Origin of the sequence: Rhizobium sp. NLR8a (genome assembly GCF_019685235.1) — a bacterium.
Classification (GTDB): domain Bacteria; phylum Pseudomonadota; class Alphaproteobacteria; order Rhizobiales; family Rhizobiaceae; genus Rhizobium.
In genome coordinates, this window is the sequence record NZ_JABDWI010000005.1 from 192618 (window position 1) to 208804 (window position 16187).

Below are 16187 nucleotides of genomic sequence, written 5' to 3' on the forward strand. Positions count from 1 at the left end.
GCTACCTGAACCGGCGATTAACGGAGTATTCGGGATTCAGCCCGCCGGGTGGTTAACTTGATCACACGATCGAAGCTGCGACGAATTTGAAGCTGCCTCAATAGGACAGAACAGAGGGGTATTCCGGGCTCCTCAGATTTTTCGGCAGCGGGGTCTGGCGCCGGAATTCCACCATGATTATATCTCCCGACAATTTGCGCTTGCATTTTAATCAATGTTTAGCGCAGCATTAAATTAGAGACTGCATTTTTTTGAAGAAGACCGTTACGCGACCAATCTGAACAGCCGCCAACGGCCTCGATGCGGTTCAGGTCCGGGCAAAGGGCGCTATTTGTGAATATTAATTCTTTAATTCAATTGCTTGTCATTCTGGAAGAGTGCCCAAATCAGGACGCCGTCGTCACCGAACTCGAGCAGGTCCTCCACGGTTGCGGTTTCGAGTATTACGGTCTGCTGCGACATTTGCAGCAAAACCCGGCGCAGCGGAATATCGAACTGCGCGCCGCGCCGCTTGCCGGCCGCTGGCCGGAACAATGGCTACAGATATATGCCGCAAAAAAATATGTCCGGATCGATCCGATGGTGCGTTATCTCGTGCATGCGCAACGGCCTTTCCGCTGGCGGGAGAGCGTGGCCGCCTTCGACGGTGATGCGCATCAGCGCCGCATGGAGCAGATGATGGTCGATGCCTTCGGTCACGGATTGGAGGACGGCTATCTCTTTCCGATTCATGGGCGCAACGGCATTCTCGGCAGCCTCAGCCTCGGCGGCAAGCCGATCGACTTGTCGCCGGTGGAAATCGCGCTGCTCGAGGCCGTGGCGCGCAAGAGCTTCTGGCGATTGCTCGACCTCTCAGGCGAGGCCGCGGCGCTGGAAACGGTGCTGCCGACCGAGACGCCGCTGACGCGCCGCGAGATGGAAATCCTCCACTATCTTGCCGAAGGCATGACCTCGATGGAGATCAGCAAAATGCTGAAGATCTCAAACCATACGGTCGACTGGTACATGAACGGTCTGCAGGATAAGCTGAAGGCAAAGAACAGGCAGCAGGCAGTGGCGCTCGCCTTCCGTCACGGTCTGATAAGCTAGGCTTTTTCCATCCATCTCGCTGAAATCGCCGCCTACTGCGGGCCGACAGCTCTGGCATGGCGAGAAAGTGCGTTTCGCAGTCGCAAGAGAAATTGAACTTCCCGTGACAAGAAGTTAAGAATTTTCTTCGCGGGTGCAGCATGCCCGTGTCTGAACGACGGAGGAGACCGTTTTGCCCATATCCAAGATACTCGTTGCCAACCGCTCCGAAATAGCCATTCGCGTGTTCCGCGCGGCCAACGAGCTTGGAATAAAAACGGTGGCGATCTGGGCGGAGGAGGACAAGCTGGCACTGCACCGCTTCAAGGCGGACGAGAGCTATCAGGTCGGCCGCGGTCCGCATCTGGCCCGCGATCTCGGACCGATCGAAAGTTATCTGTCGATCGACGAGGTGATCCGCGTCGCCAAGCTTTCGGGCGCCGATGCTATCCATCCGGGCTACGGCCTCTTGTCGGAAAGCCCGGAATTCGTCGATGCCTGCAACAAGGCCGGCATCATCTTCATCGGCCCGAAGGCCGATACGATGCGCCAGCTCGGCAACAAGGTCGCAGCGCGCAACCTGGCGATCTCCGTCGGCGTGCCGGTCGTGCCGGCGACCGCACCGCTGCCGGACGATATGAAGGAAGTCGCCAGGATGGCGGCCGAGATCGGTTATCCCGTCATGCTGAAGGCCTCCTGGGGCGGCGGCGGTCGCGGCATGCGCGTCATCCGCTCCGAGGCCGATCTTGCCAAGGAAGTGACGGAAGCCAAGCGCGAAGCGATGGCCGCCTTCGGCAAGGATGAGGTCTATCTGGAAAAGCTCGTCGAGCGCGCCCGCCACGTCGAAAGCCAGATCCTCGGCGACACCCACGGCAATGTCGTGCATCTCTTCGAGCGCGACTGTTCCGTTCAGCGCCGCAATCAGAAGGTCGTCGAGCGCGCGCCCGCACCCTATCTCACCGAAGCGCAGCGCCAGGAACTCGCCGCCTATTCGCTGAAGATCGCAGAGGCGACGAACTATATCGGCGCCGGCACCGTCGAATATCTGATGGACGCCGATACCGGCAAATTCTACTTCATCGAAGTCAATCCGCGCATCCAGGTCGAGCATACAGTGACCGAAGTCGTCACCGGCATCGATATCGTCAAGGCGCAGATCCACATCCTCGACGGCTTTGCGATCGGCACGCCGCAATCCGGCGTGCCGAAGCAGGAAGACATCCGTCTCAACGGTCACGCCCTGCAGTGCCGCGTGACGACGGAAGATCCGGAACATAACTTCATTCCGGATTACGGCCGCATCACCGCCTATCGCTCGGCCTCCGGCTTCGGCATTCGCCTCGACGGCGGCACCTCCTATTCCGGCGCCATCATCACCCGCTATTACGATCCGCTGCTCGTCAAGGTCACGGCCTGGGCGCCGAACCCGCTGGAAGCCATTTCCCGCATGGATCGGGCGCTGCGCGAATTCCGCATCCGAGGCGTGGCCACCAACCTGACCTTCCTCGAAGCGATCATCGGCCACCCGAAATTCCGCGACAACAGCTACACCACCCGCTTCATCGACACGACGCCGGAGCTCTTCCAGCAGGTCAAGCGCCAGGACCGCGCAACGAAACTCCTGACCTATCTCGCCGACGTGACCGTCAACGGCCATCCCGAGGCCAAGGACAGGCCGAAGCCGCTGGAAAATGCCGCCCGGCCGGTGGTGCCCTATGCCAATGGCAACGGCGTGAAGGACGGCACGAAGCAGCTTCTCGACACGCTTGGTCCGAAGAAATTCGGCGAGTGGATGCGCAACGAGAAGCGGGTGCTTCTGACCGACACGACGATGCGCGACGGCCACCAGTCGCTGCTTGCCACGCGCATGCGCACCTATGACATCGCCCGCATCGCCGGCACTTATGCACATGCGCTGCCGAACCTGCTCTCGCTCGAATGCTGGGGCGGGGCCACCTTCGACGTCTCGATGCGATTCCTCACGGAAGATCCGTGGGAGCGCCTGGCGCTGATCCGCGAAGGCGCCCCCAACCTGCTCCTGCAGATGCTGCTGCGCGGCGCCAATGGTGTCGGCTACACCAACTATCCCGACAATGTCGTCAAATACTTCGTCCGCCAGGCTGCCAAGGGCGGCATCGATCTCTTCCGCGTCTTCGACTGCCTGAATTGGGTCGAGAATATGCGGGTATCGATGGATGCGGTTGCCGAAGAGAACAAGCTCTGCGAGGCGGCGATCTGCTATACCGGCGACATCCTGAACTCGGCGCGGCCGAAGTACGACTTGAAGTACTATACCGATCTTGCCGTCGAGCTCGAAAAGGCCGGGGCTCACATCATCGCGCTCAAGGACATGGCGGGCCTGTTGAAGCCTGCGGCGGCGAAGGTTCTGTTCAAGGCGCTGCGCGAGGCGACCGGTCTGCCGATCCACTTCCACACGCATGACACTTCGGGCATTGCGGCGGCGACCGTCCTTGCCGCGGTCGAAGCCGGGGTCGATGCCGTCGATGCGGCAATGGATGCGCTCTCCGGCAATACCTCGCAGCCCTGTCTCGGCTCGATCGTCGAGGCGCTCTCCGGCTCCGAGCGCGATCCCGGCCTCGATCCGGAATGGATCCGCCGCATCTCCTTCTATTGGGAAGCGGTGCGCAACCAGTATGCCGCCTTCGAAAGCGATCTCAAGGGGCCGGCATCGGAGGTCTATCTCCATGAAATGCCGGGTGGCCAGTTCACCAACCTCAAGGAGCAGGCCCGCTCGCTGGGGCTGGAAACCCGCTGGCATCAGGTGGCGCAGGCCTATGCCGACGCCAACCAGATGTTCGGCGACATCGTCAAGGTGACGCCGTCCTCCAAGGTCGTTGGCGACATGGCGCTGATGATGGTCTCCCAGGACCTGACCGTCGCCGATGTCGTCAGCCCCGACCGCGAAGTCTCGTTCCCCGAATCGGTGGTGTCGATGCTGAAGGGTGATCTCGGCCAGCCGCCGTCGGGATGGCCGGAAGCGCTGCAGAAGAAGGCATTGAAGGGCGAAAAACCCTATACGGTGCGGCCGGGCTCACTGCTCAAGGAAGCCGATCTCGATGCGGAACGCAAGGTCATCGAAAAGAAGCTGGAGCGCGAGGTCAGCGACTTCGAATTCGCTTCCTATCTGATGTATCCGAAGGTCTTCACCGATTTTGCGCTTGCCTCGGATACCTACGGTCCGGTCTCCGTGCTGCCGACGCCAGCCTATTTCTACGGGTTGGCGGACGGCGAGGAGCTGTTCGCCGACATCGAGAAGGGCAAGACGCTCGTCATCGTCAACCAGGCGATGAGCGCAACCGACAGCCAGGGCATGGTCACCGTCTTCTTCGAGCTCAACGGCCAGCCGCGCCGCATCAAGGTGCCCGACCGGGCCCATGGGGCGACCGGGGCGGCCGTGCGCCGCAAGGCCGAGATCGGCAACGCCGCCCATGTCGGCGCACCGATGCCTGGCGTCATCAGCCGCGTCTTCGCCTCGCCGGGCCAGGCCGTCAGTGCCGGTGACGTGCTCGTCTCCATCGAGGCGATGAAGATGGAAACCGCGATCCACGCGGAAAAGGACGGCACCATTGCCGAAGTGCTGGTCAAGGCCGGCGACCAGATCGATGCGAAGGATCTGCTGGTGGTTTACGGCGGATGAGCGACCGACACGAAAGTTTCGTCCGCCCATCCCTGCCAGGCCGGGCTGATCACCCGATTGTGTAGAGCTAGTCTGTTAAAAGGTCGATCTTTTTGAAAGGCTAGCGGCCTCCTCGCCTTGCCCGGCGGGGAGGCTTTTTCGTAGACTTACGTGCCTGCCCCTCCCAAAATCAATCAGGAAACAATTTCATGAGCAAATTGAAGATCGCCGTCATCGTCGGCAGCACTCGTATTGGCCGTTTCGCCGAACATCCGGCAAAATGGATCGCCGAGCTCGTCGGCCAACGCTCCGATCTCGAAGTCGAGGTTCTCGATCTTCTCGACTATCCCATGCATTTCTTTGGCGAAGAGCGCGCCACCACGGTGGAAAGCGACACCGCCGAGCGCTGGAAGAAGAAGCTGCGCGAATTCGACGGCTACATATTCACCGTCGCCGAGTACAATCATGCACCGACGGCGGTTCTGAAGAACGCTATCGATCTCGGCGAGTTCCTCCAGAAGCCGGTCGCCTTCGTCGGCTACGGCGGCGTCGGCGGTGCGCGGGCCGTCGAGCATCTGAGGCTGATCTTCGTGGAAATGGGCGCTGCCTCGGTGAAAACGGGCGTGCACATCGCTTTCAGCGAATATCTGAGCGTGCTCAAGGAAGGCAAGAGCCTTGGCGATTACCCGCACCTCAACGAGGCGGCGAAGAACCAGCTCGATCAGCTCATCTGGTGGGGCAATGCGTTGAAGGCGGCGCGTTCGGTCGTCACCTCAGCCTGAGGCAGGTGGCTTAAAATCAAAGCGTCTCACGTGAATCACGATTCACGTGAGACAAGAGCAATTCCAGCAAAAGTGTGCAGCGGTTTTGCATTCGGAATTGCGTGAAAACATAGAGATAGAGCAATTCCTTGATTCGAAGAGAAACGGAATTGCACTAGATGTCATATGTGTGGGCAGCGTTGATCGTCGATATGAAGCGCTTGGTGCGTTCGCGCTTGGGCGCGCTGAAAATGGCTTTCGCGCTGCCCGTTTCCACCACGCTCCCGGCCTCCAGGAAGACGACGTCATTCGCGATTTTCGAGGCGAGCCGGAGATCGTGGGTGGCCATGACCATCGTCGTGCCTTCGCGGGCAAGCTGGCCCAGCACGTCGACCACTTCCGCCGAGAGTTCCGGATCGAGCGCCGAGGTCGGCTCGTCGCAGAGAAGCACCCGTGGCGACGGCGCAAGGGCCCGGGCGATTGCCACGCGTTGCTGCTGGCCACCCGATAAGGTCGAAGGCCAGGCATCGGTCTTGTGCGCCATGCCGACCTTGGTCAGCAGTTCCATGGCGTGTTCGCGCGCTTTCTCCTTCGGCCACTTCAGCACCGTGACCAGACCTTCCATAACGTTTTCAATCGCGGTCTGATGCGGAAAGAGCTGGAAATTCTGGAAGACCATGCCGGTCTGACGGCGGATTTTCTGGATCGCCTGCCGGCCCAAGCGTTTGCCGGGCGCGAAGGAAAGCTCTTCCTCGCCGAGGCGGATCGCGCCTGATGTCGGGATCTCGAGCAGGTTGATGCAGCGCAGTAGCGTGCTCTTGCCACCGCCGGACGGCCCGACGAGCGCGGTGACGCTGCCCTCGGGAATGCGGAGGCTGATATCCTTCAGAATGACGGCATCGCCGAAGCGCTTCTCGATGTTGGAAAGCTCGATCATGCGTTTGCCTCCAGCATGCCGCCATAACGTGCGAAACGACGTTCCAGCCGCACCTGCAGCTGCGAGAGGACGGAGCTCAGGGCGAGATAGATCAGCGCCGCCTCGATATAGAGGATCAGCGGCTCGTAGGTGGTGGCGACGATGCGTTGTGCCGCCTGGAAGAGCTCCGGCACGGTGATGGCGGCGGCAAGCGAGGTATCCTTGACCAGCGAGATGAAGGTGTTCGACAGAGGCGGCACGGCGACGCGGCCGGCCTGTGGCAGGATCGTCCGGCTCATCGCCTGGCGCCAGCTCATGCCGATCGAATAGGCCGCTTCCCACTGGCCCTTCGGCACGGAGGAGATGACCGCGCGGATGATCTCTGAGCTGTAGGCGCCGATATTCAGGGTGAAGCCGATCAGCGCGGCAGGAAAGGCGTCGAGCAGGATGCCGATGCTCGGCAGCCCATAAAAGATCACGAAGAGCTGGACGAGCAGCGGCGTGCCGCGAATGACCCAAACATAGAAACGGGCAAGCGCCGCGACGGGCGTCGGGCCGAAAAGGCGGGCGATCGCCGTGATCAGGCCGAGGATCAGACCAAAGACGAAGGAGAGCAGCGTCAGCGGAATGGTGAAGATCAATCCCGCCCAGAGGAGCGAGGGAAGCGATTCCGCCATCAGTTGGAGCCAGTGCGGCAAGGGATATTCCCTCTCGTCGGTTGACCAGTGATACTTCGAAATACCCCTCCCCAACCCCTTCCCACAAGGGGCAGGGACTTAATCTGCCTCCCGCGCCGCATGAAATGATCACCGAGCTGCAAGTCGGGACCTCTATTTTGAGGTGAGGCGGTTCCCGGCCAAAGCCCCTCCCCCTTGTGGGGAGGGAGGGGAGTTTTTTAGACGAAGCTTACTTCGAGACGTCCTGGCCGAAATATTTGTCGGCGATCTTCTTGTAAGTGCCGTCGGCCTTGATATCGGCGAGCGCCTTATTAATCGCTTCCAGCAGTTCCGGCTCGTTCTTGCGGATGATGACGCCGGAGTAATCGGCATTTTCCTGCTGGGCGGCGATCTTTACCGGCGCGTTCGGCTTGTGCTTCTTGAAGTCGAGGAAGGAGAGGCTGTCGTTGATCGTCGCATCGGCGCGTTTGGTCAGCACAAGCTGGATCGACTGGTCGAAACCGTCCGTGCCCACGAGCTCGGCCCCGGATTCGGTGGCGATCTTGCCGAAGTTGCTGGTCAGCGACTGGGCTGATTTCTTGCCCTTCAGGTCGGCGAAGGTCTTGATGCTGTCATCGCCGTCGCGGACGATCAGCACGGCCTTGGAAGCGATATAGGGCTCGGAGAAATCGTATTTCTGCTTGCGGGCTTCGGTGATGCCGACCTGATTGATGACAGTGTCGTAACGCTTTGCGTCGAGGCCGGCGATCAGGCCGTCCCACTTGCCTTCGACGAACTCGGCCTTGACACCGAGCTTGGCGGCGATGGCTTCGCCGATCTCGACGTCGAAGCCGACCAGCTTGCCGCTTTCGTCATGATAGGTGAAGGGCGCATAGGTGCCCTCGGTGCCGATCTTGAAGACGCCGGCCGATTTGATGGCGGCGAGGTTTTCGCCGGCATGGGCGGGCAGGAGGGCCGCGACGTGAATAAGGGTAGCGGCGGCGACGGTTTTCAACCAGTTCATTGTTCTGTCCATCCTTGGGAGGTTGCGATCGGATGAGCGATACTTTGCAGAAAACTAGGGCGCCGGAAGCGTAGAAAACTGCGAATAAAAGCAGCAACTGCAAATATTTTTCTCAAGAGTCGCCCTCCACGCACGAATTCCATGAAAGTGGCGTCGCCGCGGTCACGCTCCAACCTTTCTCTCAGCGACCAATCGAAGACGCGCTTTGATGATTCAATTTTGTTTCACTGCGTCAGGAAACGTGTAACCGCGCATATTGCCTGCACGATCATAAGCGTTTATGCACGTTTATGTCAGTTCAGCGATTGATCCGGTAGGAACATGCAGGATTTTTTATTGCGAGAGCGCCAAGGCGTCATTTCCGAGCGGCTGCGGCTGAATGGCCGCGTGCTGGCGGCGGAACTTGCGCTCGAATTCGGCGTCTCCGAGGATACGGTGCGGCGCGACCTGCGTGAGATGGCGGCGGCGGGCCTCTGCGAGCGGGTCTATGGCGGCGCCTTGCCCGTGTCGCCGGCGCATGGAAGCCTGACGCAGCGCACGGGATTTGCTGCCGACCGCAAGCAGGCCTTGGCGCGGGCTGCGGCAATGCAGATCGCTGCCGGTTCCTGCGTGTTTTTCGATGCCGGGAGCACCAATCTGGCGATTGCCAATGCTCTACCTGCCGAACTCGAACTGACGGCTGCGACGAATGCGCCGGTGATCGCCGCGGCGCTCATCGACAAGCCTGCGGTCAACGTCATCGTGATCGGCGGCATGGTGGACCGGCAGACGGGTGGAGCGCTCGGCGCCAAGGCCTTGCGGGATATGGAGCAGATTTCGCCCGATCTCTGCATTCTCGGCGCCTGCGGCATCGATCTCGAGGCCGGCATCACGACCTTCGGTTTCGAGGATGCGGAGTTCAAGCGGTTTGCGGCATCGAGAAGCAAAAAGGTGATGGCGGCAGTAACCTCGGAGAAATTCGGCACGGCTGCGCCCCACAGCATCCTTCCGGTTGCGCATTGCGAATGCCTGGTCGTCGAGCACGATGCCGATCCCGGCGTTCTTGCGGGTTATCGCGAGCGCGGCTGCCGGACCGTTATCGCCGAAAAAACGAACTGAGCCGTCGTCACGGAGTTTAGAAAAACGGGGGCTCCCAAGCCCGATAGCGAGGAAAGACCGAAAATGGACAGTCATGTGAATGCGCCGTCGGGGGTCCGCAGCGGCTTCATCACCAGAAGCAGGGCAGCGGTTTCCCTGCTCTTTCTCATGAACGGCTTTGTCGTCGGCTGCTGGGCGCCGAAGATCCCGGATTTTGCCGAGCGTCTCGGGCTGAGCAAGTTCGAGCTCGGGCTGATGATCATCGTCTTCGGCGTTGGCTCGCTGGTCATGATGCCGATCGCCGGCGCGCAGATCGCCAGGCATGGCTCGCGGATCGTTGTTCGGGCAACCGCCGTCTGCGTGCTGCCGCTGCTCCTGGCTCTGACGCTCGCGCCAAACGTGATTACCGCGGCAATCTCGCTCTTCCTGTTCGGCGGCTTCATCGGCGCCATGGATGTGGCGATGAACGCCAATGCGGTGTCCGTCGAAAAATCCATGCGCCGCGCCATCATGTCGTCCTGCCATGCTTTCTGGAGCCTTGGCGGCCTCATCGGTTCGGGACTCGGCGGCATCGTGATCACCAAGCTCGGCATTCTCGGCCATGCGCAGCTGGCGACGGTGTTGGCGGCGATCTTCCTTGCTCTGGCATGGCCGATGATCCTTGCGGATCCGCCGCATCCGGATGCCAAGAAAGAAAAGACGAAGCTGCCGATGGTGCCGCTGCCGTGGCTCCTTGGATTGATGGCGCTGTTCTCGATGGTGCCGGAAGGTGCCGTCCTGGATTGGGGCGCGCTCTATCTCCGGCAGGACATGGGGGCGTCGGTCGCGCTTTCAGGACTTGGTTTCGCAGCCTTTTCGGCGACCATGGCGACCATGCGCTTTGCCGGCGATCTCGTGCGCGACCGCCTCGGGAGCGTCAAGACCCTGCGCATCTGCACGCTCTTTGCCATCGCCGGCATGCTGCTTGCCGGCCTGGCGCCCAATGCCGAGCTTGCCATTTTGGGCTTTGCCTTTTGCGGCATCGGCATATCAAACATGGTGCCGATCGCCTTCTCGGCCGCAGGCAACATTCCCGGCCTCAAGCCCGGCATCGGCATCTCCGTGGTGACGACCATGGGTTATTCCGGCATGCTGGTAGCGCCGTCGTTGATCGGCTTCGTCGCCGAGCATATCGGTTTTGCCGTTGTCTTCATGGCGCTGCCGGTGCTGCTGTTGTTCGTTCTCCTATTCTCCAAACTGGCCCATTATGCCGATGGGGTCTCTGGAGGCGGCCACTGAGCCACCTCCAGACAAAAGTGATATAGTGGGCGGTTGACAATAAAGCGGTCATGATCCACCTGAAAGGCACTGTTTTTAGGGGTGCAAGAACTCTTCATGTCCTCAGCCGCCGATTTTGATCCAAAACCGCGCCGCGCTTCCGTCGCCGTCGATGTCGGCGGCGTCATCGTTGGTGGCGGCGCGCCGATCGTCGTGCAATCGATGACGAATACGGATACCGCCGATATCGATTCGACCGTTGCGCAGGTCGCCGCCCTGCACCGGGCGGGCTCGGAACTGGTGCGCATCACCGTCGATCGCGACGAAAGTGCGGCTGCCGTGCCGAAAATCCGCGAAAGGCTGCTGCGGCTCGGCATGGACGTGCCGCTGATCGGCGACTTCCACTATATTGGCCACAAGCTGCTTGCCGATCATCCAGCCTGCGCCGAGGCGCTGGCGAAATACCGCATCAATCCCGGTAATGTCGGCTTCAAGGACAAGAAGGACAAGCAGTTCGCCGAGATCATCGAGATGGCGATCCGCTACGACAAGCCGGTGCGCATCGGCGTCAACTGGGGCTCGCTCGATCAGGATCTCCTGACGGCGCTGATGGATCGAAATGCCGAGGCCGGGTCGCCGCTGTCGGCACGGCAGGTGACGCGCGAGGCGATCGTACAGTCGGCGTTGCTTTCGGCCGCCCTTGCCGAGGAAATCGGCCTGCCACGCAACCGCATCATCCTGTCGGCCAAGGTCAGCCAGGTGCAGGACCTGATCGCGGTCAATTCCATGCTCGCCGAACGTTCCGATCACGCGCTGCATCTCGGGCTGACCGAGGCCGGCATGGGCAGCAAGGGCATCGTCGCTTCGTCGGCTGCCATGGGCTTCGTGCTGCAGCACGGCATCGGCGATACGATCCGCGTCTCACTGACACCCGAGCCGAACGGCGACCGCACCCGCGAAGTCCAGGTGGCGCAGGAAATCCTGCAGGTCATGGGTTTCCGGCAGTTCGTGCCCGTCGTGGCCGCCTGTCCCGGCTGCGGACGCACGACCTCGACCGTCTTCCAGGAACTCGCCCAGAACATTCAGAACGACATCCGCAAGAACATGCCAGTCTGGCGCGAGAAATATCCAGGCGTCGAGGCGCTGAACGTCGCCGTGATGGGCTGCATCGTCAACGGACCGGGCGAAAGCAAACATGCCGATATCGGCATCTCGCTGCCCGGTACCGGCGAGACGCCGGCCGCTCCCGTTTTTATCGACGGCAAGAAGGCGCTGACACTGCGCGGTCCCAATATCGCCTCCGACTTCGAGGCGCTTGTCGTCGATTATATCGAAAAGCGTTTCGGCCAGCGGACGGCAGCGGAATGAAGGTCCGCGCGTTCGAATGAGCCGGTATTGGTCTGATATCGTCAGCAAGCTCCGGCCGTATGTCGCGGGCGAGCAGCCGCGTATTCCCGGCCTGGTCAAGCTCAATACCAATGAGAATCCCTACGGACCGTCCCCAAAGGCGATCGAAGCGATCAGGCAGGCGGCGGACGATCGTCTGCGGCTCTATCCCGATCCCTCCGCCACGGAATTGCGCGAAGCGATCGCCGCCCGTTTCAACCTGACAGCGGAAGAAGTATTCGTCGGCAACGGCTCCGATGAGGTTCTCGCCCATACGTTTCAGGCGCTGCTGAAACACGAGCTGCCGCTTCTCTATCCCGACATAACCTATAGCTTCTATCCAACCTATAGCCTGCTATATGGTGTGGAGGCGATCGAGATGCCGCTCGACGATCAGTTCCGGATTCGGCTTGCTGATTACGACAGACCGTGCGGCGCAATCATCATTCCCAATCCGAATGCGCCGACTGGTATCGGCCTGCCGCTGGCCGGGATCGAGGCGCTTCTTACTGCTCATCCGGATGCGGTCGTCGTGATAGACGAGGCCTATGTCGATTTCGGCGGCGAGAGCGCCGTGCCGCTCATTTCTTGTTATCCCAACCTTCTGATCATCCAGACCTTGTCGAAATCTCGTTCGTTCGCAGGTCTGCGCGTCGGCTTCGCGCTGGGGCACCGGGACCTGATCGAGGCGCTGGTGCGCGTCAAGGACAGCTTCAATTCCTATCCGCTCGACCGCCTGGCCCAGGTCGCGGCGACGGCGGCGATCAAGGACGAGGCGTGGTTCGAAACAAGCCGGCGGAAAATCATCGCCAGCCGGGAAACCCTTGTCCGGCAACTGGAAGCGTTGAGTTTCCAGGTGCTGCCATCCCAGGCGAATTTCCTCTTCGCGATGCACGAGAGCCGATCGGGCGGTGCACTTCTGGCCGAACTGCGGGAGCGTGGCGTGCTCGTCCGGCGTTTCGCCGAGCCGCGCATTTCGGAGTTCCTGCGCATCAGCATCGGCACCGACGAGGAATGCGCGCGGCTGGTTGCCGCTCTCAAGGAGATATTGGCCGCCTGACCTTCGGCTCAGCTCTTACGGTCGGCGATGAAATGCGCAGCGGCGGTGAGGATCGAGGCGCGTGCCCCATAGGGGGCGAGCAGGTCTTCGGCATCGCTGACGTGCTGGCGGAGCTCGGTCTCGGCCCACTCCATGCCATGAAGCCCCACGAGCGTTCCCTTGCCGCGGGCCGCATCCTTGCCGGTCGCCTTGCCCATGGTCTCAGCATCAGAGGTCAGGTCGAGAATGTCGTCGGCGAGCTGGAAGGCAAGGCCGATCTTTTCGCCGAAGGCGCGCAGGCGGCGGCGATCTTCGGGCGGGCTTCCTGCGATGATGGCGCCCGCCTCGCAGGCGAAGCGGATCAGCGCCCCTGTTTTCATCGCCTGCAGGCGTATGATGCCGGCCTCGTCGGGGGCCTGTTTCTCGGCCGCGAGGTCGAGCGCCTGGCCGCCGGCCATGCCGCCGAGACCGGCTGCGCGGGCAAGGGCCAGCACCAGCGCTGCTTTGCTCGTATCGGGAAGGGCGGTCTCCGGCGCTGCGACGATGTCGAAGGCGTAGGTCAGCAGGCTGTCGCCGGCAAGGATCGCGGTGGCTTCATCGAACTTGATATGGACTGTCGGCTTGCCGCGGCGCAGGTCGTCGTCGTCCATGGCCGGCAGATCGTCATGCACGAGGGAATAGCAGTGAATGCATTCGAGCGCCGCGCCGACACGAAGTGCGGCCTTCCCATTGCCGCCGAGCAGGGCGGCACTTTCGGCAACGAGGAATGGGCGCAGCCGCTTGCCGCCGTTCAGCACGGCATAATGCATGGCGCTGCGCAGGGTCTCGGGCCTGGCGATTTCATCGGAAAGAGGGACCGGTGACGACAGCAATGCGTCGAGCAGCGCCTCGATTTCGCGGGCGTTGTTCCTAAGCCTCGTCTCGAAAGTGTCCCGGTTCGCGTCCATGGGCGCTGTTTGGCATGGGGCACCGGGGCTTGCAACGGAATTGTCGATGACTGCAGCAAGATTTCCCATGTGCTCTGGCATAAGCGCCTCACAGGCGTTATGAGAACGAGAGGGAGCGAAATGGGCTTGGGACATTGGATATAGCGCCGGAGAGAGAGGATATTGCCGACATGCCGGCCCGTCGGCGATGGTTCGAAGATCGGCCCGTGCTGAGACGCGTCGGTCTTGCCGTTCTGGCCATAGTGATCCTTCCTTACGCCCTGATCTTCCTCTACCTGCTGCCCTTCATCCATCCCGTCTCGACGCTGATGCTGCGCGATCTGGTGCTGCTGCGCGGCTATGACCGCAGATGGGTATCGTTGGACGAGGTCGCTCCGGTCCTGGTGCAATCGGTGATGATGTCCGAAGACGGTCAATATTGTTTCCACGGCGGCGTCGACTGGGCGGAGATGCGCATGCTGGTCGAGGATACGCTGAAGGGCCAGGCAACGCGCGGCGGCAGCACCATCCCGATGCAGACCGCCAAGAACCTCTTTCTCTGGAACAGCCGCTCCTTCGTGCGCAAGGCGATGGAGCTTCCGCTCGCCGTCTCCACCGATTTCGTCCTGTCGAAGCGGCGGCTGATGGAAATCTATCTCAACATCGCCGAATGGGGTCCCGGCATCTACGGCGTCGAGGCGGCGGCCCAGCATCATTTCAAGGTTCCGGCCTCGAAGCTGACGCGGCGGCAGGCGTCGCTGCTGGCTGTCTCGCTCCCGAACCCGATCGACCGCAAAGCAGGCAAGCCCGGACGAGGCCTTCGCCGGCTTGCCGGCGTCATCGAGAGGCGTGCGCAGGGCTCAGGCGACTACATCAAGTGCATCTATGAATAAGATCAGAACTTGTCATTAGAAGCAGTGAACGTCATCTGACATTCTTGGTTCTGCCATATGGGCGAATGCAGTCCAATCAGAGCCCCCGAGTCGCCCATGACCGCCCCAACCTTTTCTCCCGAACTTCTCTTTTACTCGAAGACGCACAATCAAAACCCGCCCGCCCATCTCGGCAGCCGCTATGGCAAGATCGGCGGTTTCCTGCCGGAAGCCGGCAACACCATCGTCTGCCACATCGAGAAGGGGTCAAGGACCCGGGCGGTACTGATAGAGGCGCGCGAGAAATATCTAACGATGCCCGAGGCGCCGCAATTTCTCTTCACGCCGATCTCGAGCCTTCACATGACGCTTTTCGAAGGCGTCATCGAGACCAGGCGCCTGCAGGACTGCTGGCCTGCAGACCTCCCTCTCGAGACGCCGATCGACGATATGACCGATCTCATGGCGGCGCGGCTCGAATGTTTCTCGATGGCGGAGCCTTTCAAAGTCGCCGTCGTCGAAGCTCGGCCGTCGGGCCTGCTCGTCGACGGAGCGACGGAGAAGGACCGCAAGGTCATGCGCGCCTGGCGTAACGCGCTTGCCGATCTTCTCGGCTATCGCCAGCCCAACCATATGGATTACAAATTCCATGTGACCTTCGCCTATGTGATCGAGCGGCTGGAGGATGAAGCCTTGCCGCGCTGGCAGGCAATGCTCGACGAGGTGGCCGAGGATATCCGCCGCAAGGCCCCTGTTTTCGAGCTTGCGCCGCCGGCGTTCTGCGTGTTCGAGGACATGAACCATTTCCACGAACTGCTGATCTTCGATTTCGATGCCTGAATGGGAGAGGCCTATGGACAGACCGACGCTCTACATCGCCAACAAGAATTATTCTTCCTGGTCGTTCCGGCCGTGGATGGCGCTGACGAGCGCCGGCGTCGACTTCGAAGAAATCCTGATCCCTTTCGACGATGCGGGCGGCAATCCCAATATCAAGGCGATATCGCCGAGCGGCCGGGTGCCAGTCCTGCAGCACGGCGGTTTGAAGATCTGGGAATCGCTGGCGATCATCGAATATGCCGCCGAGCTTTATCCGGACGCCGGCCTTTGGCCGCGCGACCGTGCCGAACGGGCGCTCGCCCGCTCTGTTTCGATGGAAATGCTTTCAGGCTTCCGAGCCCTGCGCAATGCCTGCCCGATGAATATTCGCCGACCGAGGGGCGGGATCACATTGCCTGACGGCGTCGACGCCGACGTCAGCCGTATCGAGACGATCTGGCGAAACCTTCTGCAGAAATCCGGCGGCCCGTTTCTCTTTGGTGCGTTCAGCGGCGTGGATGCGATGTTTGCGCCCGTCGTCAACCGGTTCGACATCTATGACCTCGTCAGCCGGGAGGAGACGCTCGCCTATATGGAGACGATGAAGGCGCATCCGGCCTGGCGGAAATGGGAAGAGGCGGCCCGCGCCGAGCCCTGGATCGTGCCGGAAGACGAGGTCTGAGGCTCGAATCATCGGCTTCGCAAAAAATATGCATGGGGACTGGTCAAGGCCGCCCCTTGCATGTATA

Annotated in this window: 14 protein-coding genes; 10 read left to right on the plus strand and 4 right to left on the minus strand. The window is 61.2% G+C overall.

The window, feature by feature from the left end:
* Nucleotides 1-333: 333 nt before the first annotated feature.
* The 3 genes from HJC04_RS11425 (at nucleotide 334) to HJC04_RS11435 (ending at nucleotide 5487) form a co-directional block, all read left to right on the plus strand.
* Complete coding sequence (locus tag HJC04_RS11425) at nucleotides 334-1089, plus strand: LuxR family transcriptional regulator (RefSeq protein WP_210632682.1); 756 nt, start codon at nucleotides 334-336, stop codon at nucleotides 1087-1089.
* A gap of 172 nt (nucleotides 1090-1261) precedes the next feature.
* Complete coding sequence (pyc, locus tag HJC04_RS11430) at nucleotides 1262-4726, plus strand: pyruvate carboxylase (RefSeq protein WP_221146177.1); 3465 nt, start codon at nucleotides 1262-1264, stop codon at nucleotides 4724-4726.
* Between the two features lie 188 nt (nucleotides 4727-4914).
* Nucleotides 4915-5487, plus strand: coding sequence for an NADPH-dependent FMN reductase (locus tag HJC04_RS11435; protein ID WP_210632684.1), 573 nt, complete (start codon nucleotides 4915-4917; stop codon nucleotides 5485-5487).
* Nucleotides 5488-5641: 154 nt separating this feature from the next.
* Here HJC04_RS11435 and HJC04_RS11440 read toward each other — a convergent pair whose 3' ends face one another.
* From HJC04_RS11440 to HJC04_RS11450, 3 genes are all read right to left on the minus strand, one after another.
* Complete coding sequence (locus HJC04_RS11440) at nucleotides 5642-6403, minus strand: amino acid ABC transporter ATP-binding protein (RefSeq protein ID WP_221146179.1); 762 nt, start codon at nucleotides 6401-6403, stop codon at nucleotides 5642-5644.
* Nucleotides 6400-7080, minus strand: coding sequence for an amino acid ABC transporter permease (locus HJC04_RS11445; protein WP_221146182.1), 681 nt, complete (start codon nucleotides 7078-7080; stop codon nucleotides 6400-6402). The genes HJC04_RS11440 and HJC04_RS11445 overlap by 4 nt, the downstream gene beginning before the upstream one ends.
* 208 nt (nucleotides 7081-7288) lie before the next feature.
* Complete coding sequence (locus HJC04_RS11450) at nucleotides 7289-8062, minus strand: amino acid ABC transporter substrate-binding protein (protein ID WP_221146184.1); 774 nt, start codon at nucleotides 8060-8062, stop codon at nucleotides 7289-7291.
* A 321-nt stretch (nucleotides 8063-8383) separates the two neighbouring features.
* Here HJC04_RS11450 and HJC04_RS11455 point away from each other — a divergent pair, with 321 nt between their 5' ends.
* The 4 genes from HJC04_RS11455 to hisC all read left to right on the plus strand — a co-directional run bounded on the left by HJC04_RS11455 (nucleotide 8384) and on the right by hisC (nucleotide 12842).
* A complete protein-coding gene (locus HJC04_RS11455; protein ID WP_210632688.1) occupies nucleotides 8384-9160 on the plus strand; it encodes a DeoR/GlpR family DNA-binding transcription regulator in 777 nt (258 codons plus the stop codon).
* Nucleotides 9161-9223: 63 nt separating this feature from the next.
* Nucleotides 9224-10417, plus strand: a complete 1194-nt coding sequence (locus HJC04_RS11460) for an MFS transporter (protein WP_210632689.1) — start codon at nucleotides 9224-9226, stop codon at nucleotides 10415-10417.
* A 96-nt stretch (nucleotides 10418-10513) separates the two neighbouring features.
* On the plus strand, nucleotides 10514-11764 hold the full coding sequence (gene ispG / locus HJC04_RS11465; protein ID WP_210632690.1) for a flavodoxin-dependent (E)-4-hydroxy-3-methylbut-2-enyl-diphosphate synthase: 1251 nt from the start codon (nucleotides 10514-10516) through the stop codon (nucleotides 11762-11764).
* A gap of 16 nt (nucleotides 11765-11780) precedes the next feature.
* Nucleotides 11781-12842 carry a histidinol-phosphate transaminase gene (hisC, locus tag HJC04_RS11470; RefSeq protein WP_210632691.1) on the plus strand — a complete coding sequence of 354 codons (1062 nt, stop codon included), beginning with the start codon at nucleotides 11781-11783 and terminating at the stop codon, nucleotides 12840-12842.
* Between the two features lie 8 nt (nucleotides 12843-12850).
* Here the strand turns inward: hisC and HJC04_RS11475 are convergent, their stop codons facing one another.
* Nucleotides 12851-13768, minus strand: coding sequence for a polyprenyl synthetase family protein (locus tag HJC04_RS11475; RefSeq protein ID WP_210632692.1), 918 nt, complete (start codon nucleotides 13766-13768; stop codon nucleotides 12851-12853).
* Nucleotides 13769-13902: 134 nt separating this feature from the next.
* Here HJC04_RS11475 and mtgA point away from each other — a divergent pair, with 134 nt between their 5' ends.
* The 3 genes from mtgA (at nucleotide 13903) to HJC04_RS11490 (ending at nucleotide 16120) form a co-directional block, all read left to right on the plus strand.
* The gene (gene mtgA / locus HJC04_RS11480) at nucleotides 13903-14640 is read left to right on the plus strand and encodes a monofunctional biosynthetic peptidoglycan transglycosylase (protein ID WP_210632693.1); all 738 of its coding nucleotides are present in this window, start codon (nucleotides 13903-13905) and stop codon (nucleotides 14638-14640) included.
* Nucleotides 14641-14736: 96 nt separating this feature from the next.
* Nucleotides 14737-15459, plus strand: coding sequence for a DUF1868 domain-containing protein (locus tag HJC04_RS11485; protein ID WP_221146186.1), 723 nt, complete (start codon nucleotides 14737-14739; stop codon nucleotides 15457-15459).
* A 13-nt stretch (nucleotides 15460-15472) separates the two neighbouring features.
* Nucleotides 15473-16120 carry a glutathione S-transferase family protein gene (locus HJC04_RS11490; protein WP_210632695.1) on the plus strand — a complete coding sequence of 216 codons (648 nt, stop codon included), beginning with the start codon at nucleotides 15473-15475 and terminating at the stop codon, nucleotides 16118-16120.
* Nucleotides 16121-16187: the final 67 nt, after the last annotated feature.

Bases quoted from the DNA above. Each gene is read 5' to 3' on its own strand.
- ispG (WP_210632690.1), top strand. From the start codon at position 10,514: ATGTCCTCAGCCGCCGATTTTGATCCAAAACCGCGCCGCGCTTCCGTC.
- HJC04_RS11460 (WP_210632689.1), top strand. From the start codon at position 9,224: ATGGACAGTCATGTGAATGCGCCGTCGGGGGTCCGCAGCGGCTTCATC.
- HJC04_RS11475 (WP_210632692.1), bottom strand. From the start codon at position 13,768: ATGGACGCGAACCGGGACACTTTCGAGACGAGGCTTAGGAACAACGCC.
- HJC04_RS11485 (WP_221146186.1), top strand. From the start codon at position 14,737: ATGACCGCCCCAACCTTTTCTCCCGAACTTCTCTTTTACTCGAAGACG.
- HJC04_RS11440 (WP_221146179.1), bottom strand. From the start codon at position 6,403: ATGATCGAGCTTTCCAACATCGAGAAGCGCTTCGGCGATGCCGTCATT.
- hisC (WP_210632691.1), top strand. From the start codon at position 11,781: ATGAGCCGGTATTGGTCTGATATCGTCAGCAAGCTCCGGCCGTATGTC.
- HJC04_RS11455 (WP_210632688.1), top strand. From the start codon at position 8,384: ATGCAGGATTTTTTATTGCGAGAGCGCCAAGGCGTCATTTCCGAGCGG.
- HJC04_RS11450 (WP_221146184.1), bottom strand. From the start codon at position 8,062: ATGAACTGGTTGAAAACCGTCGCCGCCGCTACCCTTATTCACGTCGCG.
- HJC04_RS11435 (WP_210632684.1), top strand. From the start codon at position 4,915: ATGAGCAAATTGAAGATCGCCGTCATCGTCGGCAGCACTCGTATTGGC.
- HJC04_RS11490 (WP_210632695.1), top strand. From the start codon at position 15,473: ATGGACAGACCGACGCTCTACATCGCCAACAAGAATTATTCTTCCTGG.